Below are 20,214 nucleotides of genomic sequence, written 5' to 3'. Positions count from 1 at the left end.
GAACTATAAAAGAACTTGAGGGATTTGTCTCAAACGCAAGCAGCAAGATCGGTTTTGTGCCGACAATGGGCGCACTTCACAACGGACACGTTAGCCTTATAAAAAAATGTGTGAGCGAAAATGAGGTAAGCATCGTTTCAACTTTCGTAAATCCAACTCAATTTCTACCAGGCGAAGACCTAGAAAAATACCCGAGAAAAGAGCAAAGCGACATCCAAATTTGCGAGCAAAACGGCGTTAGCGCTATCTTTATACCAAACGAAAAAGAGCTTTACTTTGAAGATGAGCCTCTCATCGTCGCTCCAAAGAAGCTTTCGACCATTTTAGAGGGCAAAACTAGACCAGGACACTTTGACGGTGTCTTAAGAGTGCTAAATAAGCTATTTCGCCTAACTCGTGCAAATAGCGTCTATATGGGCAAAAAAGACACCCAGCAGCTCATCATCGTGCAAAATATGATAAAGACATTTTTCCTAAACATCGAGCTAGTTGCCTGCGATATCGTTAGAGAGCCAGACGGCCTAGCACTTTCAAGCAGAAACGTCTATATCTGCGACGAAGATAAATGCAACGCGCTAAGGCTTTCAAGATCGCTAAATAAAGCGCTAAATTTGATCCAAACTGGCGAAGAAGACGCGAGCGAGGTCAAGGCAAAGATGCTTGAAGTGCTTGAGCCACTAAAAGTTGATTATGTCGCGGTTACGGATAGAAATTTAAATGAAATTTCAAAGGTAGAAAAAGGCAACACCATCATCTTAGTAGCCGCCTTTGTAGGCAAAACTAGGCTAATAGACAACATCTGGATCTAAAAATGCCAAAACTTCATCTAATCTCGCTTGGTTGTAATAAAAATTTAGTTGATTCTGAGATCATGCTGGGACGCTTGCAAAACTACGATATCACAGACGATATCAGCGACGCAGACGTCATCATCGTAAATACTTGTGGCTTTATCAAGTCTGCCAAAGAAGAGAGCATCCAAACCATCCTTGAGATGCACGAAGCTCGTAAAAATGGCTCTTTGCTCGTGGTGACTGGCTGCCTTATGCAGCGATACAAAGATGAGCTCATAAAAGAACTGCCAGAGGTTGATCTCTTTACCGGCGTGGCTGATTATGACAAGATCGATGAGATCATCTTAAAAAGGCAAAATTTATTTAGCCCGCAGACCTATTTGCAGGCAAACGAAGAGCGTGTGATAACTGGCTCAAACTACCACGCCTACATCAAAATTTCAGAGGGCTGTAACCAAAAATGTAGCTTTTGCGCGATACCGACATTTAAGGGCAAGCTAAAATCACGCTCGCTTGAAAACATCGTAAATGAGGTCAAAAATCTAGTCAAAAAAGGCTACTACGACTTTAGCTTTTTATCACAAGACTCAAGCTCTTATATGCGCGATCACGGCGTTAGCGACGGACTAATAAATTTAATAGACGAGATAGAAAAGATAAAAGGCGTAAGAAGCGCTAGGATACTTTATCTCTACCCAAGCACGACCAGCAAAGAGCTAATAGAGCGCATCATCGCCTCGCCCATCTTTCACAACTACTTTGACATGCCCATCCAGCACATCAGCGAAAATATGCTAAAGATAATGAAGCGTGGAAGTGGTGCTAAAAAGATAAAAGAGCTTTTAAATTTGATGAGAAATGCCAAAAATTCATTCTTGCGAACTGGCGTCATCGTGGGACACCCAGGCGAGAGCGAGGAGGATTTTGAGGAGCTTTGCGAGTTTTTAGAAGAGTTTAAATTTGATAGAATTTCAGCCTTTGCCTACTCAAAAGAAGAGGACACAGCCTCTTTTGAAATGGAGCAAATCCCAGCTAAAATCATCTCAAAAAGGCTAAGCAAGATAGAAAAGATCACCAAAAAAGCGATAAACGAGAGCTTGCAAAAAGAGCTTGGCAAGCAAATTTACGCATCGCTTGAAGGCATTAGCAGCGAGGGTGAGATGTTTTACGCTGCCAAAAAAGATATCTGGGATAAAGATATAGACGGCGAAATTCTAATAAACGAAAGCGACGTAAAAGAGCTTGAGATCGGCTCGCTCTACCTTTGCGAGGTCAGCGATGTGGTTGATCAAAAACTAGTCGCCACTATCATCAAAAAAGCAAAATGATAAGCCAAAATGTGCTTGATAGGCTAAGCTTTGGCGCAAACCTGCTTGCCTTCTCGCACGGCATCGATAGCACTGCACTTTTTTACATTTTACAAGAGGCTGGGGTTAAATTTGATCTAGCCATAGTCGATCACAACGCCAGAGAGCAGAGTAAATTTGAAGTTGAAAGCGCCAAAGAGCTTGCCAGCAAATTTGGCAAAAAGATCTACATAAAAAGCGTAAATTTAGGTAAGTCAAATTTTGAAAAAAACGCGCGCGAAGCGAGATATGAGTTTTTTGGTGAAATTTGCCAAAAATATGGCTATGAGAATTTGATCTTAGCACATCAATTTGACGATAAATTTGAGTGGTTTTTGATGCAGCTTGGCAAGGGCGCTGGGCTAAAAGAGCTCTTTGGCATGAGCGAGCTTGAGAAAAGAAAACACTTTTGGCTAATTAGACCGCTTTTAAATTTACGCAAAAAAGAGCTTCAAAACTACCTTGACGAGCGAGGTTTGCGCTACTTTGTGGATGAGACAAACTTAGAAGGCAAGCTTAAAAGAAGCTTTGTGAGACTAAATTTTAGCGAGCCATTTTTAAACGAGTACTTTAGCGGCGTGAAGAAAAGCTTTGAGTTTTTGGAGACTGATAGGCAAATTTTGCTGCCAAACATCGTCAAAATAGACGATGAAATTTTCATTATAAAAAATGATAACAACGTGGTGCGAGGTATCGATATGGCGGCAAAAGAGCTAAATGTACTTTTAAGCAAAGCTCAAAAAGATGAGCTAAGCGCAAATTTAGCAAAGCAAACAAGTGTTGTACTAAGCGGCAAGATCGCCGTTGGATATGCTAATGAATACATCTTAGTAACGCCATTTTGTAAAGCCGTAATGCCAAAAATATTTAAAGAAAGAGCTAGAATTTTAAGGCTCCCAGCGATAAATAGGGGCTACTTATTTACAAACGGCGTTCAAATTGAAAACCTTTCTAATTTTTTTAGCAAATAGAGCTTTTTAGTCTGCAAATTTAATCTACTAAAGGCTAATTTAAAACTTTTTATCACCAAATTTTTCTACAACAATCTTAACAAGTCTGTAAAAATTTAAAATTTCTATCTGTAAATTTAATATACAAAGGCCAAATTTAAAACTAAATTTTGCTCCAGTTCTCAAGCTAAAGCATCAATTAGGATTTAGAAAAAAACTGCAAATTTGGTTTTAGCTTTTTCATCTCTGAGATAAACTGCTTTTGCATTTAAATTTAGAGTAAAAGGCTATAAATTTAATCGACAAAAGAGTAAATTTAAAGTTTCTAGCGCTAAATTTTGCCCTTACGGTATTAACACTAAGATTACAAGTGTGCAAATTTGAAATTTTATCAGCAAATTTACTCCAGCTCTTTTTGCTTTGTCGTAGCTGCTTTTAAAGTTAAATTTGGAGTGCCTAGAGCTATAAAATTAAGGTCAAATTTATAGCTCTAGCCTTAGCAAAATATGGCACTAAAGCCGCAAATTTGATCACATCGCCTACAAGCCATTAAACAAAATAATAAAAGCATAAATTTGATATACGCAACAAAATTTTGCGAACGAGATAATGAAATTTACAGATTATTAAGATCAAACAAGCGTATAAATTTAGCATCAGCTCGTCTGCGATGCCAAATTTAGAAAACGTGCAAAAAGTAAAATTTAGCAAAGCTCACAACAAAAAACCAGCCTATAAAACAAATTTAAACAAGCCAGTGGTTTAAATTTACCTCATCAAAGCCATTTGCATAAAATAATGCGTAAAATTTTATAAATTTTATTACACACTAGGCGAGGATTTTTTCTATCAGCTCTCTTTTTAGCACAAAGTCATAGCTAAAAGCATCCACCACGACGCCAGCATAACTACTCTCTTTTAGCATCGCAAGATACTCTTTTAGCCCTATCTCTATGCTCTCTTGCTCGCTGTCGTTTCGCCAAAGCTTCATCGCCTCTTTGCTAGTAAATGCCGGAAAATAGCTAAGCTTTTCGATCTCATCTTCAAGGAGGATAAATTTGATATTTGAGCCCTCTTCTTCATAAACAACGCCGCCATCAAGCTTTGCAAGCGCTTGGTTTAAAAGCACCGGAGCAAAAAATGTGGCCTTTTTCAAAGCCGCTATCAATTTTACCTCATTTTGCTGGCTAGGCTCATTTAAAAATTTATCCATCGCTTCTTGCATTTTAGCCCCTAAAAGCCTCATCTACAGCCTGACAGATCGTGTGGATGAAAAAGATATGCGACTCTTGGATCCTTGCGGTATCGCTTGAGCCAACGACTAAATTTAGATCACATCCTTCATTCATCGCGCCACCACCTTTGCCGCTAAGTCCAAGCACTGATGCGCCCATTTTTTTAGCACTTTTTATCGCCTCAAGGACGTTTTTGCTGTTGCCACTTGTTGAGATCGCCACGAGCAAGTCGCCTGACTGAGCTAAGGCCTCAAACTGGCGTGAGAAAACGTAGTCAAATCCGTAGTCGTTGCCAATGGCTGTAAGCGCCGAAGTATCGGTGGTTAGCGCGATGCCTGGAAGTGGCTGGCGTTCGCTTTTATATCTGCCAGTTAGCTCAGCCGCAAAGTGCTGAGCGTCCGCTGCAGAGCCGCCGTTACCGCATATCAGCACCTTTTTGCCATTTTTTAGCGTATCAGCCACCATCTGGCAAGCGCGCTCTAGACTACCCAGCAAATTTACATGCTCGCTAAATGTCTTTTGGTGAGCTTCGAGCTCATTTTTTATCATCGTTTTTAGCATCTTTTATCCTTTTTATTATCCCTGTTGTGCTTTTGCCCTCGACAAAGTCGATCAGCCTGACCTCTTTTACGATCTCGCTGCCAACGACCTCTTTGCCCTTGTAATCAGACCCTTTTACAAGCACGTCTGGCTTTATCTTTGTTATCAAATTTAAAGGTGTATCCTCATCAAATATCACGACATAATCGACAAATCCAAGCCCACTTAGCACGCAGGCTCTATCATTTTGCGAATTTATAGGACGCTCATCGCCTTTTAGCCTTTTAACTGAAGCATCCGAGTTTAGTCCAACGACCAAAAGATCGCCAAGCTCCCTTGCTCGCGCTAGGTATTTTACGTGTCCAGCGTGCAAGATATCAAAGCAGCCATTTGTGAAAACGACCTTTTTCTTGCCCTTTTGGCTCAAAATTTCCTCTAACTCCTCGACACTTTTAAGCTTGTGCTCGAAATTTGCCCCAAATGAGCTATTTAGCAACTGCTCGATCTCGCTAAAACTAGCCGTTGCGCTGCCGATCTTAGCCACAACTACGGCTGCTGCGAGGTTTGCTATCTTTATCGCCTCTTTTATATCAGCTCCGTTTGCTAGCATATAGCCAAGTGTGGCAAGCACCGTATCTCCAGCACCAGTGACGTCAAAGACCTCTTTTGCTTTGGCAGCAAAGATGTGTAGCCTGTCATCATAAAGCGCGATGCCCTCTTCTGAGATCGTGATGATCGAATAGGTCAAATTTAGCTCGTCCTTTAGCTGTTTTATCGCCTTTTCAAGCTCGGCCTTGTCTTTTATCTTTAAATTTGTAGCCTCGCTCGCCTCTTTTTTATTTGGCGTGAGCAGGGTTGCGTTTTTATACTTTGAGTAGTCGCTGCCTTTTGGGTCTATGAGCACTGGGATATTTAGCCTCACGCACTCGTTTATGATCTCTTGGCAGACCTTTTCGCTAAGCACGCCTTTGCCGTAGTCACTTAGCAAGACGGCCTTAAAATTTGCAAGGTTTTCTTTTACTTTTAAGACAAGCTCATCTTCTAAATTTATCTTGACAACGCTCTCTTTATCTATCCTGACAACTTGCTGGTGAGATGCCATGATACGGCTTTTTATCGAGCTTTCACGCCCTTTTTCAGTAAGGATCAGCTCATCTTTTACATTTAGCTCGGCAAGCTTCTCTTTTATCTTTTTACCAGCCTCATCATCTCCTAAGACGCTAGCCACGCTCACGTTCGCGCCAAGGGAAAGTAAATTTCTCACCACATTGCCAGCGCCACCAAGCGTGTAGGTTTCGTTATTTATCTTAACAACCTGCACTGGCGCTTCAGGCGAGATGCGCTCGCAGCTGCCCCAGATATAGTGATCTAGCATTAGATCGCCAACGACTAAAATTTTAACTCTCTTAGCCATTTATCTCTTCCTTATAAATTCTCTTTATCTCTGGCAAGTAGTCTTTTATCGCCTCTTCCAAGCTCCAAGTCGCGCTAAAGCCAAATGCCTCGCGTGCTGGGGCTACGTCGGCCTCAGTGTGAAACTGATATGAGCCGATAAATGGGTTTTTTATATATTCGTTGCCTAAATTTACGCCGATCTCGCGCTGCAAGATGTCAGCGATATCTTGAAAGCTTCTTGCCTTGCCAGTAGCTGCGTTATATACGCCACTTGGCGCGTCAAGTGCTTTTATGTTTGCATCGATGATATCTTTTATATAGACAAAGTCGCGTTTTATCTGGTCGCTACCCTCAAAGAGCTTTGGCGTCTTGCCGGCTAAAATTTGCAGACCAAACTGAAGCACCATCGAGGCGGTCTTGTTTTTGAAAAACTCGCCTTTGCCAAAGACGTTAAAATACCTTAACCCAACAACGCTCACGCCGCGCTTTGCGTAAATTTTATTGATATTATCCATGCTTAGCTTGCTAAAGCCATATACGTTATTTGGTGCTTCGCACTCGCCAACTGTTTGTGGGCTCTTTGCGTTGCCGTAAGTCGCCCCTGAGCTTGCGTAGATCATCTTTGCGCCCAAACTCTCGCAGATATCAAGCAAATTTACAAAGGCATTTACATTTGTTTTTATTAGCTCGTCTTGCTCTTTTACGGTCGTATCAGAGATCGCTGCTTCGTGGTAGATGACATCTGGGCGAAAGTTTTTTATCTTATCAAGTGTGCTAAGATCGTTGATGTCGCCAGCGTAAATTTCACCCTTAAAGCCAAGTAAATTTTTAAAATGTCCAAAGCTTTTTAGGTTGCCGTTGCTAAATGTCTCGTCGTTTCTAAATTTATCCACGACAAGCACGTGAGCATCTTTATAGTTTTCATCAAAATAATGCGCCAAGGCTGAGCCGATAAAGCCAGCGCCGCCAGTTATAACTATCTTTTTTCCGTTTAAATTCATAGTGATTTTTCCTTTTTTAGCTTATTTAAAACATCTCTTACATCTTTAAAATTTATGCCATCAAGCAAGAAATTTCTACTCACACCTGCCCTTTTACCAGCCTCGACGTCGCTTGGTTTATCGCCTATCATGAGCGAGTTTTCAAGGTCGATGTTAAACTCTTTGCAAGCATCAAGTATCATTTTTGGATTTGGCTTTCTGCAGGTGCATTTTTGCTCTGGAGCGTGCGGACAAAAATAGACTTTGGTGATAAAAATTTGCTCTTTCTTAAAGCTTTCTAGCATAAATTTGTTTAGAGCGTCAAACTGCTCCTGCGTGTAGTAGCCCCTGCCGATGCCTGATTGATTTGTCACGACAAAGAGCTTGTAGCCAGCCTCAGCAAATTCTCTTAACGCATCAAAAATGCCATCAATAAATTTAAAGTCCTCAATCTTACAAACGTATCCAGCGTCTTCATTTATGACACCGTCTCGGTCTAAAAAAAGTGCTTTGTTGGCTGTTTCTTTTATCATTTGGTGATTATAGCCAAAATATTTTAACCCGCCCCTTGCAAATTTACATTTTTGTATTATAATGCCAGCACGTTTTTTAAAAAGGATGACAAATGAAAAAACTACTAATCGTTTCAAGTGTTGCAGCACTACTTTCAACTGCTGCTTTCGCTGCAGATGGCGCTACTATCTATAAAAAATGCGTTGCCTGTCATGGCGCTAAAGCTGAAAAAGTTTTCAATAACAAAGTTCCAGCTTTAACATCACTTGATGCAGCAGCTATCGAAGCAGCTCTAAAAGGCTACAAAACAGGAGCAAATAATTTTGGTCTTGGTGCTATGATGAAACCTATCGCTACTCCAATGAGCGACGACGATATCAAAGCAGTTGCAGAATACATCCAAACACTAAAATAATTATAGGGGCGCTCGCCCCTTTTTTCTACAAATTTAAACTCACACAAAATTTAAAAAGCTCTTTTGGCATTTGGTATATAAAATAACAATATACATCTTCTTTTATCGGCACTCTTTCTTCATAAGCGCGTAGGCTATGTCCTCAGCAAAAGTTTGCACTAAATGTATCAGCTATATTTCTTTGATTAAATTTTACGTAAGTTTTTTGGCGCAGTTTTCGCCTTATAAATTTTGTTATCAAATTTACTAAAATGACAAATATTATAATAGGTAGCGCAAAGCTAAAAAATGCTGGCAGCATAGTGGATAGTAAATTTGCCGTATCAAAAATTTGCATTTTTATGGTGTAGTGAGAGTAAATTTAAATTTTAAATGATAAATTCTGGTTCAAATTTTGTCCCATTTACCCTGACAACTCTTGCTGGTATGCCAACGACTGTTGCGTTTGCTGGGACATTTTTTAGCACGACTGAGTTTGCGCCGATCTTGGCATTTTCGCCGATCGTTATAGCCCCAAGTATCTTTGAGCCAGCGGCGATAGTGACGCCATTTTTAATGGTCGGATGGCGCTTGCCACACTCTTTGCCAGTGCCTCCAAGTGTCACTTGATGATACATCATCACATCATCCCCAACCTCAGCCGTCTCGCCGATAACCACGCCCATGCCGTGATCTATGAAAAATCTCCTACCGATCTTGGCCCCCGGGTGGATCTCGATGCCTGTTAGAAATCTTGCGATTTGCGAGATGAGTCTAGCTAGAAAAAACCACTTTTTCTCATATAAAAAATGAGAAATTTTGTGAAATAAAACCGCATGGATGCCAGGAGTGTTTATAAGTATCGCCAAAAAGCAACAACTATGCACCGATGGGTCTTTTTCACGGACGGTTTGAACTAGCTCTTTTAGACTCTCCCACATAATTTTACGCTCCGTAAAGCTCTGTACTTAGGTATCTCTCGCCGTTATCTGGAGCTATGAAAAGCACTTTTTTGCCAGCGCCAAGTCTTTTAGCCACTCTTTTTGCAGCCACGTAAGAAGCGCCGCCGCTTATGCCTATCATTAAACCATCGCTCTTTGCGATCGCTCTAGCTGCGTTTAGTGCGTCATCGTTGCTTACTTTTTCTACTTCGCTAACTAGGCTCATATCCATTGTATTTGGTAAAAATCCAGCTCCGATGCCTTGAATTTTATGTGGTCCTGGGTTGCCGCCACTTAAAACCGGTGATGCCTCAGGCTCTACTGCGATGATCTTAGTGTCATAGCCTTTTTCTTTTAGAACCTTTGCCACGCCGCTTATCGTGCCACCTGTGCCAACGCCTGCTACAAAGGCATCAAGCTTGCTAAAATCAGCCACGATCTCAGCAGCTGTTGTTAGCTCGTGAGCTTGTGGGTTATACTTGTTTTCAAACTGGCTTAGCATTACGTGATTTGGCTGAGAAGCTAGCTCAGTAGCTTTTGCGATCGCTGCTTTCATACCACCAGCTGCAGGAGTTAGCTCAAGATGAGCGCCATATGCAGCCACGATCTTGCGTCTTTCGATACTCATGCTCTCAGGCATGCAAAGGATCACTTTAAAGCCAAGTGCAGCACCGCACATAGCTACGCCGATACCTGTATTGCCGCTTGTTGGCTCAACGATAGTGTCGCCATGTTTTAGCGTACCATCAGCTAGCATTTTAGTGATCATATTAAACGCGATCCTATCTTTTACAGAGCCGCCTGGGTTAAAAAACTCTAATTTTACGTAAATTTCAGCCTCGTCAGCACCTGTTTTAACCTTTACGATAGGTGTATTACCGATCGTTTTTACGATGTTATCGTAGATCATCACTCCTCCTAAAATAAATTTCTCGTAAATTTAGCATAGAATTTAAAATAAAACATAAAAAGTCCTAATTTGTGCTAAATTTAAAATAAAAATTTAGTTTTTAATGCTATCAAGCACCTCTTGTCCGCTTTGACTTAAAATTTTGCCTTTGAAATTCTCTTTGCAAAACTCCAAAATAAGCGCATGATAAAGCTTCAAAACCTCACTCTCGTCAAATTTCTCGCTATCAAGAAATTTATAAATTTCATCATAATCAAGCGAACTAAACCACTCAGCCGCCTCGTCGTAGCTCTCAAAAATGTAGTCAAAATATGCCATTATCCTAAGTGCATAAGCATCAACGACCATGTAAGGCTTGCCGCAAGCATAAGCAAGTATCGCGTCGCAAGTCTCAGCACCAACGCCTCTTATGCTTATGAGCCACTCGCGGCCTACGTTTTCTTTAAAGTTTTCAAAGTCACCAAATTCATTTTTTATAGCTAGACAAAGCGTCTTTAGCCGTTTTGCCTTTGTGTTGTAAAAACCACTTGGCTTTATAAGCGTGGCAAGCTCGCTGTTTTCAAGCGCGCAAATGCCTTGCAGGCTATCTTTGCTGGCATTTTTTAGATTAGTTAGTGCTTTTTCTACATTTTTCCAGTTGGTATTTTGCACCAAAATAGCTCCTAAAATAACCTCAAAAGTGCCCTCTCCCGGCCATTTTAGCTCGTCTAAATTTCTACTTTTGTGATTTAGCAGAGTTAAAAATAGATCAGTTGATCTCATTTTAAATTTTCTTTAAAAGTTAGATAAAACTGCTTTGCAGTCCTGCCACTTCTGCTAGCTCTTAGGGTGGCAAAATTTTTAGCAAGCGTGTGAAGCTCATCTTTGTCGCCAGTGTAGTCTTTAAAGTAAAAATCAACCATTTTTAGGTACTCATCGTAGTTGCCTTGATAAAAGCTGATCCAAAGACCAAAGCGGTCTGAGAGAGAAATTTTCTCCTGAGCTGCGTCGCTGTAGTGAATTTCTCCGTCTATTAGCTGCGAGTTTTCATTTTCGCTTTTAAACTCGCTTATTAGATGTCTGCGGTTTGATGTGGCGTATAAAAGGACGTTTTTAGGCGGCTTTTGGATAGAGCCGTCCATTATAGGCTTTAGAAATTTATACTCATTGCTACCATTTTCAAAGCTTAGATCATCGCAGAAAATGATAAATTTAAACTCGCTTTTTCTGATCTCATCGATGATGTCGCCAAGGTATTTTAGATCCTCGCAGCCAATCTCAATGATGCGAAGTCCCTCTTTGTAAAATTTAGTAAAAACTGCCCTTACAAGGCTTGACTTACCACATCCTCTCTCGCCCCAAAGAAGCACGTGATTTGCCTCGTCGCCCGCTATAAAATTTCTAGTATTTTTTAGCAAAATTTCTTTTTGTTTCTCTAGTCCATAAAGTGAGTCGATATCTACAAAATCAATATCCTCAACCGGCTTTAGCATCCCTTTTGTGCTCTTATAAATCGCTGCGTACTTCATACCCCAATCTATCATTTCTTATCCTTTCTTAGATAGACCAAAATTTCAGCCAAAACATCGTCGTCGTCCTTACTGCGTGACTTTAGCCTGATCTTCTCGTCGTCATTTTTTGTTATTAGTATATTTTGTTCGCTGTTTGAGATCGTCTTTATATCAGCTTTTAGAGCTAAAATTTTGATGATGATAAGGTCTAAAAACTGCTTTGTAAATGTATCTATCTTGCCAAATCTATCCTCAAGCTCGCTTTGTATCTCATAGACCTCGGCGACCTCTTTGCACTTGCTAAGGCGTCTGTAAATTTCAAGCCTGAGCCTATCTTCTCTTATAAATTCTTGATTTAAAAAGGCACTCACACTAAGCTTTAGATCGATCTTATCAAGCTTTGCAGAGTCTTGATTAAGAAGCTTGTTTATCTCATCTTCTAGCATCTTTAGATATAGCGAGTAGCCGATAGCCTCGATATGACCGCTTTGCGCCTCGCCGATGATGTTACCACCACCCCTTATCTCAAGGTCGTGATAGGCTAGCACTGAGCCAGCGCCTAAAAATGAGTTGCCCTCAAGTGCTACAAGTCGTTTTAGCGCGTCTTTGCTAATGGCATCTTTATCTTCCACCAAAAAGTAGCAATAAGCCTGCTTGTCGCTTCTGCCCACACGTCCGCGCAGCTGATGCAAGTCAGCCATGCCAAATTTATTGGCATTTTCTACTATTATGGTGTTTGCATTTGGCAGGTGGATGCCGCTTTCAACGATGCTGGTGCAAAGTAGTAAGTCATACTCGCCCCGCTCAAATTTCATCATCTCATCTTCAGTGACTTTCGCATTTACCTTTGAGTGAAGTATCAAAATTCTAAGCTTTGGCAAAATTTTCCTTAGATCATTTTCCGTCTGCTCGATGTCTGCGATGTGGTTGTGGATGTAAAAGGTCTGCCCGCCGCGTCTTAGCTCACGCATGATCGCCTCTTTGACGACCTTTTCGTCCCACTCTCTCACGCTTGTTCTCACATCCAGCCTCGAGCTTGGCGGAGTGGCTAAAATACTATATGTTTTTATCTTGCTAAGCGCCATATTTAGGCTTCTTGGTATCGGCGTGGCGCTCATACTTAGGATGTGTGAGTGCTGAGAAATTTCTTTTAGCTGCTCTTTTTGCTTAACGCCAAATTTATGCTCTTCATCAACCACGATAAGCCCTAAATTTTCAGCCTTTACACCAAGAAGTGCATGCGTACCCACGCAAACTATGGGCTCACTTTCTTTTAGCGCTTTTTGCAAGCTTGATTTTTCTTTGGCGCTTGAGAAGCGATCCAGCCTAAAGACCTTTATGCCAAATTTGCTAAATCTTTGGCTTAGTGTCTTGTAATGCTGTGAGCTAAGAAGTGTCGTTGGCACGAAGAAAAATGCGCTAAAGCCTGATTTTATGCAGGTAAATATGGCATTCATCGCAACTTCGGTCTTGCCAAAGCCAACATCCCCGCTAAGTAGCCTATCCATAACTTTTCCGCTTTTTAGCTCATCTTTTATCTCATTTACCGCCTTTTGCTGATCGCTCGTGTATGAAAAACCAGCGTCCTGGACGAAATTTAGATAAGAGATGTCCTCGTTTTGTAAAATTTTACCAGCGATTAACTCCCTTTTTGCTGCCATCGCTACGATCTTTGAGGCGATCGCAAAGAGTTTTTCTCTAACCTTCTCTTTTATCTTGGCAAAATTTGCCTTGCCAAGGCGATCCAGTACCGCCATAGAGCCATTTTGCGCAATGTAGCGATCTATCAAATTTAGATGTTCAACTGGCAAAAGAAGCTTGTCATCATTTTGATAGGCGATAACCACAAATTCTTTAGTCGCGCCCAAAACCTTGATCTTTTCAAGCCCCAAAAACCGGCCTATACCATACTCTTCATGCACAACGTAGTCATTTACTTTTAGCTCGTCCACCACAAGACTTGAGCGCTTAACTCGCCTTTTTTTCTCAAATTTATTAAGAGAGACTACGATCTTGTCGCTTGAGGTTAAATTTACTACAAGGGGCGAAATTTCAAGCTTTACGTTGGCAAAGCCGTCAAGCTCATAACCCTTAAAAAGCCCCTCGTTTCTTGAAAGAACGGTTATGCTTTTGCTCTTATTTAGCTCAAAAAAGTCAAAATTTAAAGTAACTTCTAGGTCTTTATAGACCTTTGGCTCAGGCAAAATTTCAATGCCCTTAAATTTCTCCTCAGGTGCGTCATAAATTTCAAAATCGATCTTCTTAACAAGCTTTGAGTCAAAAACTTTTAAATAGTCGCTAAAGCTATCTATCGCCCAAAATCCAAGCGAATTTAGATCACTCACCAAGGCGTCGCTTTGCATATCCTCGATCTTTTGGCTCACTTTTTCAAACTCATCTTTGCTAAGATTTGCGATAAAAGGCACGATCTCGGCTTCGCTTAGCTCATTTTTGTTACTTATCTGCGTGGCGGTGTTGTAGTTTCTAATGCTCTCCACCTCATCGCCAAAGAGCAAAATTCTAACAGGATCATCCATATTTACGCCGTAAATATCCACGACTTCGCCACGTATGCTAAACTCGCCAACGCTCTCAACGATATCGACGCACTCATAGCCAAAGCGTATGAGCAAGTCGGCAAATTCGTTTAAATTTAGATTATCTTTTAGCTTGATCGTTGAGCTTTCTAGGTTTTTTTGCGTTGGAAGTGGGTTTAAAAGCGTGCTAAATGGGCTTATGATGATCTTTTTGCCATCAAATTTATAGTATTTGCTAAGGACTGATGAAATTTCAAAAAGCTCTTCGTTAAAGCTTCTTAGATCATCGCCCTTTTTAGCTCTAAAATCAGGTAGTTTAAAGGCGCTAAAGCCAGCAAAACTGACCGCATCAGCGCAAAGAGCCGCCTCTTTGTCATCTTCGCAGATGAGAATTTGTGGGGCGTGCGTTAAAAGATACTCATAGACCTTTGCTTGCATAGTACTCTTTTAAAAAGGCTTCGGCTAGGTGAAACGAGCCAAATGCTAGGTAAATTTTGCCATTTTTTGCCTCTTTTATATCGTTCATATCGCTTGGCTCAAACTCTCTATGCGAAATTTCAAGCTCGTTTAGTGCTTTGTTTATGAGCTCTCCGCCAAGCTCCCTGCCCTCGCAGTGGTAGTGATAAAGCAGCACGCTCTCAACGACTGGCTTTAGAGCTGCCAAAACTGCCTTGAAATCTTTATCCAAAAATGAGTTATAAATTAGCGTTATCTTCTTGCCGTTAAATTCATCAGAGCTAAATTTCTTAGCCACAGCCTTTGCGCCAAGCTCGTTGTGACCGACATCAACGTATAAATTTGAAGCGATCTTTTCACATCTGCCACGAAGCGATAAAGCGCCAAGCTTTTTGATATCTATGCTGCTATCTAAAATTTTAGCCGCGGCGTAGGCTAGAGTTAAATTTGAACGCAAAAACTCTGGTAGGTTAAATTTATCTGCGTAGTTTGCGATCTCGTTTAAATTTTCTTTGGTTAAAATTTCTCTTGGAAAACTTAAAGTAGCGCCTTTTTCACTTGCGATCTCTTTTGCGATAGCGATACTTGCCTCGTTCATATCATTACTTAACACTGCTTTTGCGCCCATGGCTTCAAATTTGGTGCGTGAAATTTCTTCTATGCTATTTCCAAGTATCGCCGTGTGATCAAAGCCGATCGGAGTAAAGATGCTTAGCTCTTTTTCAAAGACATTTGTAGCATCTAGCACGCCGCCCATGCCAGCCTCGCAGACAAAGTAGTCACAACCCTCAAAAAGAACTGCAGAAAGCAGCGTCATATACTCAAAATAGCTAGTTTTTATCTTGTATTCGTCGCTTAAAAGAGCTTGCAAACGCTCGTGAGCTCTCTCTAAAATTTCATCGCTAGCGACCTCGCCATTTAGCCAAAATCGCTCATTAAATTTAAATATATGTGGGCTTGTATAGTGCCCTACTTTTGCCCCTTTTTGGCTTAAAATTTGCGCTAAAAAGCGGCCTGTGCTACCTTTGCCATTTGTGCCGATGATGTGGATTATCTTAAAAGGCTTTAGATGGCCTTTGATAGTATCATAAGCCCTTATGATCCTGCCATAGTCGATCTCTTTGTAGTAAAGTGGCTTGCCGTCAAGAAATTTAGCTAGGCTCATTTTTCCTCGATTATCTTTGGCATGACTTGGTTTCTGCCGCCCTCTTTTGAGAGATAGAGCATCTTATCAGCGCCCTCAAGTGTCATTGTATCGCTTAAATTTGCGCTTCTTGTAGCCACACCAGAGCTAATGGTAACCTTAATGCGCTCGTTTTTATAGATAAATTTGAAATTTTCTATCATACTTCTTAGCTTCTCGCCAAATCTAACTCCATCTTTTAGGCTTGTACTTGGTAGCAAAATGACAAATTCCTCGCCACCATATCTACCGACGAAATCAACCTTTCTAGCATTTTTCTTAAGCACCTGAGCCACTGCAGAAAGGATCACATCGCCAGCTTCGTGGCCGTAAGTATCGTTTATCTTTTTAAAGAAGTCGATATCAACAAAGCAGATCGAATAGTCCGTGCCGTAACGTTTATAAGCTTCTTCAATACGCTGAATTTCACTCATCAAAGCTCTTTTTGTGGCCACTTTGGTTAAAAAGTCCTCTTTGCTCTCAAGCTTAGCAGCTTCAAGCTCTTTTTCTAGGCTTGTAACCCTGTTTTGAAGCTCAGAAATGGTCGCTTGTTTGCTGTTCATCTCAAGGCCAAGCTCCTTACTCTCGATCTCCAAAGCACTAGCGATCTCAATAAGCATACTCCTTACATGATCTATGCTATTTTCATTTAAATTTACCTTTTTAAGGTCGTTTTTGATGCTTTGCGCCTTAGCTGAACTACTTTTTGAGCTAGCTGCGATGTCAGAAATTCTATCGCCTATGTTTTGCAAGATATTATTTATCGAGCCAACTTTTTCGATGATCTCGCTTCTATCCTCTTCTATCCTGCGATCAACAAAACCCTTTATCTTATCTTGAATTTCTTTGCTATTTAGGCTTTGTGGATTTTGCTTTAAAACACTTCTAATGGTGCTAAGCTCCTCGCCAAGCTCCTTTGTGATAGAAGGCTCAAGCGCAAAATTTAAAAGCTCGACTAGTGCGTTTTCTTCGCCACCTTCGTTTTTTTGAGCTAGAAATTTCTCAAGCTCAGCGCTCATAGTCTTTAGATCGTCAAAGTCTCTCACACCATAATATTTCAAAAAGTCCAAAAATTCAGTGTCATAAGAGCTTACAAAGTCAAACCATTTAAGGCACATCTCTTCAAGATTTTTCTCATCATATCTTCTGGCAAGTAGCTGCATGCCCTGCTCCGCTAGAGCTTTTGCGTCTTTGTTGTGAAGCATAGAAATGGCTTGGAGGATTCTTCTTGCAAAGGCATTTAGTGACTTTAACTTTTTATCATCGACCACTTGGGTTGCGCCATTTTTAGCACCATGTGAGAGCCTAGCGGTCATAAAAGCCACAAACTCATCAACCGTTTTTATATGAAGACTTATAGCTTGCGCCTTGTAGTCATCACCAAGCCTTGAGATATATTTTTCTATCTTTTTGCTCTCTTCGGTTGTAAAGCCATATTTTTTAGAAATTTCATTATAAACTTCGGTGTAATTTTCTGGCGTTAGCATCAAATGGCGATCTTTTATCTCGCTCAAGGCCTCCTTGACTATTTGACTAACGGTTATTGCTGCCATTTTTATATCCTTTTACAGCTAAATTTGCGATGTACTCATCAAACGCCTCTTTTGAAGCCTCTTTTATGGCTTCGTATTTTTGAGTATCACTAATAACACTATCTGCGTATCTTACGCTTTTTTGACGTCTTGCCACACTAAAATCATACTCTCCAGTAGCAGGTATATCTATGACACGACCATCTTTAAATTTGGTTTTATAGTTTAGAGTTAAAAGAGCTTTATAAGATGTGATATAGCCATATTCATCATAAATGATTGCCTCGTAATTTAAACTTTTTACCGAAACTATTATCGAAGTATCAGCGCTATCTTTGCTTGATAGTGATTTATGCATCCTTGCGACCATGCCCTCTTTTACGGCGTCTTTTATCCAGACACTATTTTTTGGCTCTTCTTTGCTGATGATAACATCAACATAAACTCTATCTCCAACCAAATCCTGCGAGATCTTTGAAACTGGTTTATAGCCACATCCGCATATAAATATCGCAATAAAAAACGTTAAAAAATATCTCAAAATTTATCCTTTAATGACAAAATTTACCAATTTGCCTTTTATATAAATCTCTTTTAAAATTTCTTTTCCTTCAAGCCATTTAGCCACATTTTGCTTAGCTTGTTTTAAAATTTCACTCTCGCTCTGGCTCGCTGCCACTTCAAACTCGGCCCTTTTTTTGCCATTTACTGTAACTGCAAGAGCGATGCTATCTTTTACAAAGACCTCTTCTTTTACAGCTATCTTTGTGAAATTTTTTCTACCAAAAAGCTCTTCACTAAGCTCGTTTGCAATGTGCGGCACGATAGGTTCTAGTAAATTTAAGATGATGAAAAAGCCCTCAGCATTTACATCGTCATTATCCTGCGCATTTATAGCGTTTAGTGCCTCCATGCAAGCAGCGATTAAAGTATTAAACGCAAATGTATCGCCAAAAACCTCGGTTGATTTTTTAAGCGCTTCATAAATTTTTAGCCTTGCAAATTTCTCATCTTTGCTTAGACTTTCATGATCTATCTCAGGTAGCTTATCTATCTTTTTGATAGCTTGCGCCTTCTCCCAAAGCCTATTTAAAAACCTAAATGCGCCCTCAACTGCGCTATCGTTCCACTCAAGCTCTTTTTGAGGAGGAGCAGCAAAAAGGATAAAAAGCCTTGCCGTATCAGCGCCATATCTATTTATGATATCATCAGGATCTACGACGTTACCCTTGCTTTTACTCATCTTTTTGCCATCTTTTAAGACCATGCCTTGAGTGAGTAAATTTTCAAATGGCTCATCATCTCTTAGATAACCAAGATCCCTTAAAACCTTTTGAAAAAATCTAGCGTATAAAAGGTGCAAGATCGCATGTTCGATACCACCGATATACTGATCTACATTCATCCAATAATTCACACTCTTTTCATCAAGCGCTTTTTGCTCCCACGTCTTCTCATCGCTTGCAAATCTAGCAAAATACCAGCTACTCTCTACGAATGTGTCCATCGTATCAGTCTCTCTGGTCGCGTCTTGGCCGCATTTTGGACACTTTGTAAATTTCCAAGTTGGATGTTTATCAAGTGGATTGCCCTCGCCTGTGATCTTGACATCTTCTGGTAGCGCGATAGGTAAATTTTCCTCTTTTTCAGGCACTACGCCGCAGCATTTGCAGTGCACGACAGGTATTGGCGCACCCCAGTATCTTTGGCGAGAAATTCCCCAGTCTCTTAGCTTATAGTTTGTGATCCTTTTGCCAAGACCATCTTTTTCAAATTTCTCTATTATAAAGCTTTTGGCATCCTCTGAGCTAAGGCCGTTTATAAGCTCAGAATTTATAGCAACTCCGTATTCCGAATATGCTTTTGAGCCCTCACTCTCGCCCTCAAGTGGCTTTACGACAGGTTTTATAGGTAGATTAAATTTGCTTGCAAACTCAAAGTCTCTTTGGTCATGCGCAGGAACAGCCATGATAGCGCCACTGCCGTAGTCAGCTAGGATGAAATTTGCAACCCAAACTGGGACCTTTTCATTAGTGAGTGGATGAACGACATAAATTCCCAAAAACTCTCCGTCTTTGTCACTTGCTTGACGCTCTCTTGGACTTTGATTAAGTATTGCTTTTATCTTTGCCTTTTTATTTTCATCAAATTTAGCATTTTCAAGTAGTGCTTTTACGATAGGATGCTCTGGTGCAAGGGCTGTATAGCTAACGCCATAAATCGTATCAGGTCTTGTTGTAAATACCTCAAAGCCATCAAATTTACCGCCCAAAGTCTCTTTTGATACCTCATCAAGGCTAAATTTAAACTCCAAGCCATAGCTTCTACCGATCCAGTTTTCTTGCATTGTGATGACTTGATTTGGCCATTTGCCCTCAAGAAGCTTTAGATCATCAAGTAGCTCGCTAGCGTATTTTGTGATGTTGAAGTAATATCCTGGAAGCTCTTTTTGCACCACATCATTACCGCATCTCCAGCATTTGCCGTCTTCAACCTGCTCGTTTGCAAGCACGGTTTGATCGTATTCACACCAGTTTACGATGGCGTTTTTTCTATAAACAAGCCCTTTTTCAAACATCTTTATAAAAAAGCTTTGCTCCCACTTTGTATAAAGTGGGTCAGATGTGGCTAAAATTCTCTTTTTAGAAAACGAAAAGCCAAGGCTAGCAAGCTCTTTTTTCATATAGTCGATGTTTTCATAAGTCCAAATTTTAGGGTGAATTTTATGTTTTATGGCTGCGTTTTCAGCTGGCATACCAAAGCTATCAAAGCCGATAGGATGAAGCACGTTGTAGCCGCTTTTTCTATATGACCTAGCCAGCGCATCACCGATAGAGTAGTTTCTCACATGCCCCATATGTATGCGTCCGCTTGGATACGGAAACATGCTTAGGATATATTTTTTTGGCAAGCTTAAGTCGTCTTTTGGCTCAAATTCTTCATTTTTATCCCAAATTTCTTGCCATTTTTTTTCTATCTTTAAAGGCTCATATTTTCTCTTCTCAGCCATTTTTTCTC

18 protein-coding genes are annotated in these 20,214 nt (G+C 40.5%); 4 read left to right on the top strand and 14 right to left on the bottom strand.

The window, feature by feature from the left end; genetic code table 11:
• The 3 genes from panC to tilS form a co-directional block, all read left to right on the top strand.
• A partial coding sequence (gene panC, locus CYP77_RS00745) for a pantoate--beta-alanine ligase (protein WP_258033413.1) occupies positions 1-809 on the top strand: 809 nt, incomplete at its 5' end.
• 2 nt (positions 810-811) lie between these two features.
• Positions 812-2,122, top strand: coding sequence for a 30S ribosomal protein S12 methylthiotransferase RimO (gene rimO / locus CYP77_RS00740; protein ID WP_103567364.1), 1,311 nt, complete (start codon positions 812-814; stop codon positions 2,120-2,122).
• The gene (tilS, locus tag CYP77_RS00735) at positions 2,119-3,111 is read left to right on the top strand and encodes a tRNA lysidine(34) synthetase TilS (protein ID WP_103567365.1); all 993 of its coding nucleotides are present in this window, start codon (positions 2,119-2,121) and stop codon (positions 3,109-3,111) included. The genes rimO and tilS overlap by 4 nt, the downstream gene beginning before the upstream one ends.
• Positions 3,112-3,919: 808 nt before the next feature.
• Here tilS and CYP77_RS00730 read toward each other — a convergent pair.
• The 5 genes from CYP77_RS00730 to gmhB are packed head-to-tail and all read right to left on the bottom strand — an operon-like array spanning position 3,920 to position 7,830.
• Positions 3,920-4,315 carry an SseB family protein gene (locus CYP77_RS00730; RefSeq protein ID WP_103567366.1) on the bottom strand — a complete coding sequence of 132 codons (396 nt, stop codon included), beginning with the start codon at positions 4,313-4,315 and terminating at the stop codon, positions 3,920-3,922.
• A gap of 1 nt (position 4,316) precedes the next feature.
• Positions 4,317-4,886 carry a D-sedoheptulose 7-phosphate isomerase gene (gene gmhA, locus CYP77_RS00725; protein WP_103567367.1) on the bottom strand — a complete coding sequence of 190 codons (570 nt, stop codon included), beginning with the start codon at positions 4,884-4,886 and terminating at the stop codon, positions 4,317-4,319.
• On the bottom strand, positions 4,861-6,279 hold the full coding sequence (gene rfaE1, locus CYP77_RS00720; RefSeq protein ID WP_103567368.1) for a D-glycero-beta-D-manno-heptose-7-phosphate kinase: 1,419 nt from the start codon (positions 6,277-6,279) through the stop codon (positions 4,861-4,863). Before rfaE1 ends, gmhA begins: the two co-directional genes overlap by 26 nt.
• Positions 6,272-7,261, bottom strand: a complete 990-nt coding sequence (gene rfaD, locus CYP77_RS00715) for an ADP-glyceromanno-heptose 6-epimerase (protein WP_103567369.1) — start codon at positions 7,259-7,261, stop codon at positions 6,272-6,274. The genes rfaE1 and rfaD overlap by 8 nt, the downstream gene beginning before the upstream one ends.
• On the bottom strand, positions 7,258-7,830 hold the full coding sequence (gene gmhB, locus CYP77_RS00710; protein ID WP_343219200.1) for a D-glycero-beta-D-manno-heptose 1,7-bisphosphate 7-phosphatase: 573 nt from the start codon (positions 7,828-7,830) through the stop codon (positions 7,258-7,260). The genes rfaD and gmhB overlap by 4 nt, the downstream gene beginning before the upstream one ends.
• Before the next feature lie 35 nt (positions 7,831-7,865).
• On the opposite strand from gmhB, the gene CYP77_RS00705 reads away from it, so the two are divergent.
• On the top strand, positions 7,866-8,168 hold the full coding sequence (locus tag CYP77_RS00705) for a c-type cytochrome (protein ID WP_103567371.1): 303 nt from the start codon (positions 7,866-7,868) through the stop codon (positions 8,166-8,168).
• Between the two features lie 368 nt (positions 8,169-8,536).
• Here the strand turns inward: CYP77_RS00705 and epsC are convergent, their stop codons facing one another.
• From epsC to leuS, 9 genes are all read right to left on the bottom strand, one after another.
• On the bottom strand, positions 8,537-9,088 hold the full coding sequence (gene epsC / locus CYP77_RS00700) for a serine O-acetyltransferase EpsC (RefSeq protein ID WP_009294053.1): 552 nt from the start codon (positions 9,086-9,088) through the stop codon (positions 8,537-8,539).
• A 4-nt stretch (positions 9,089-9,092) separates the two neighbouring features.
• Positions 9,093-9,998, bottom strand: a complete 906-nt coding sequence (gene cysK / locus CYP77_RS00695; RefSeq protein ID WP_012139961.1) for a cysteine synthase A — start codon at positions 9,996-9,998, stop codon at positions 9,093-9,095.
• A gap of 93 nt (positions 9,999-10,091) precedes the next feature.
• Positions 10,092-10,760 (bottom strand): endonuclease III domain-containing protein, encoded by a 669-nt coding sequence (locus tag CYP77_RS00690; protein ID WP_103567372.1) that lies wholly within the window; start codon positions 10,758-10,760, stop codon positions 10,092-10,094.
• Positions 10,757-11,521 (bottom strand): ATP-binding protein, encoded by a 765-nt coding sequence (locus CYP77_RS00685; RefSeq protein ID WP_103567373.1) that lies wholly within the window; start codon positions 11,519-11,521, stop codon positions 10,757-10,759. Before CYP77_RS00685 ends, CYP77_RS00690 begins: the two co-directional genes overlap by 4 nt.
• A complete protein-coding gene (gene mfd, locus CYP77_RS00680) occupies positions 11,518-14,463 on the bottom strand; it encodes a transcription-repair coupling factor (RefSeq protein WP_103567374.1) in 2,946 nt (981 codons plus the stop codon). The genes CYP77_RS00685 and mfd overlap by 4 nt, the downstream gene beginning before the upstream one ends.
• Complete coding sequence (locus tag CYP77_RS00675; protein WP_103567375.1) at positions 14,444-15,646, bottom strand: Mur ligase family protein; 1,203 nt, start codon at positions 15,644-15,646, stop codon at positions 14,444-14,446. The genes mfd and CYP77_RS00675 overlap by 20 nt, the downstream gene beginning before the upstream one ends.
• Positions 15,643-17,217 (bottom strand): GGDEF domain-containing protein, encoded by a 1,575-nt coding sequence (locus CYP77_RS00670; protein ID WP_103567376.1) that lies wholly within the window; start codon positions 17,215-17,217, stop codon positions 15,643-15,645. Before CYP77_RS00670 ends, CYP77_RS00675 begins: the two co-directional genes overlap by 4 nt.
• Positions 17,198-17,737 (bottom strand): LPS assembly lipoprotein LptE, encoded by a 540-nt coding sequence (lptE, locus tag CYP77_RS00665; RefSeq protein ID WP_103567377.1) that lies wholly within the window; start codon positions 17,735-17,737, stop codon positions 17,198-17,200. The genes CYP77_RS00670 and lptE overlap by 20 nt, the downstream gene beginning before the upstream one ends.
• Before the next feature lie 3 nt (positions 17,738-17,740).
• Positions 17,741-20,206 (bottom strand): leucine--tRNA ligase, encoded by a 2,466-nt coding sequence (gene leuS / locus CYP77_RS00660; RefSeq protein WP_103567378.1) that lies wholly within the window; start codon positions 20,204-20,206, stop codon positions 17,741-17,743.
• Between the last annotated feature and the right edge of the window lie 8 nt (positions 20,207-20,214).

Origin of the sequence: Campylobacter concisus (genome assembly GCF_002913865.1) — a bacterium.
GTDB lineage: Bacteria > Campylobacterota > Campylobacteria > Campylobacterales > Campylobacteraceae > Campylobacter_A > Campylobacter_A concisus_AM.
This window is presented reverse-complemented; position numbering and strand designations above follow the sequence as displayed.

Coding starts and splice junctions, on each gene's coding strand:
- CYP77_RS00670 (WP_103567376.1), bottom strand. CDS start 17,217: ATGGCAGCAATAACCGTTAGTCAAATAGTCAAGGAGGCCTTGAGCGAG.
- gmhA (WP_103567367.1), bottom strand. CDS start 4,886: ATGCTAAAAACGATGATAAAAAATGAGCTCGAAGCTCACCAAAAGACA.
- cysK (WP_012139961.1), bottom strand. CDS start 9,998: ATGATCTACGATAACATCGTAAAAACGATCGGTAATACACCTATCGTA.
- CYP77_RS00690 (WP_103567372.1), bottom strand. CDS start 10,760: ATGAGATCAACTGATCTATTTTTAACTCTGCTAAATCACAAAAGTAGA.
- rimO (WP_103567364.1), top strand. CDS start 812: ATGCCAAAACTTCATCTAATCTCGCTTGGTTGTAATAAAAATTTAGTT.
- CYP77_RS00675 (WP_103567375.1), bottom strand. CDS start 15,646: ATGAGCCTAGCTAAATTTCTTGACGGCAAGCCACTTTACTACAAAGAG.
- CYP77_RS00730 (WP_103567366.1), bottom strand. CDS start 4,315: ATGCAAGAAGCGATGGATAAATTTTTAAATGAGCCTAGCCAGCAAAAT.
- rfaE1 (WP_103567368.1), bottom strand. CDS start 6,279: ATGGCTAAGAGAGTTAAAATTTTAGTCGTTGGCGATCTAATGCTAGAT.
- CYP77_RS00705 (WP_103567371.1), top strand. CDS start 7,866: ATGAAAAAACTACTAATCGTTTCAAGTGTTGCAGCACTACTTTCAACT.
- CYP77_RS00685 (WP_103567373.1), bottom strand. CDS start 11,521: ATGATAGATTGGGGTATGAAGTACGCAGCGATTTATAAGAGCACAAAA.
- leuS (WP_103567378.1), bottom strand. CDS start 20,206: ATGGCTGAGAAGAGAAAATATGAGCCTTTAAAGATAGAAAAAAAATGG.
- mfd (WP_103567374.1), bottom strand. CDS start 14,463: ATGCAAGCAAAGGTCTATGAGTATCTTTTAACGCACGCCCCACAAATT.
- tilS (WP_103567365.1), top strand. CDS start 2,119: ATGATAAGCCAAAATGTGCTTGATAGGCTAAGCTTTGGCGCAAACCTG.
- rfaD (WP_103567369.1), bottom strand. CDS start 7,261: ATGAATTTAAACGGAAAAAAGATAGTTATAACTGGCGGCGCTGGCTTT.
- epsC (WP_009294053.1), bottom strand. CDS start 9,088: ATGTGGGAGAGTCTAAAAGAGCTAGTTCAAACCGTCCGTGAAAAAGAC.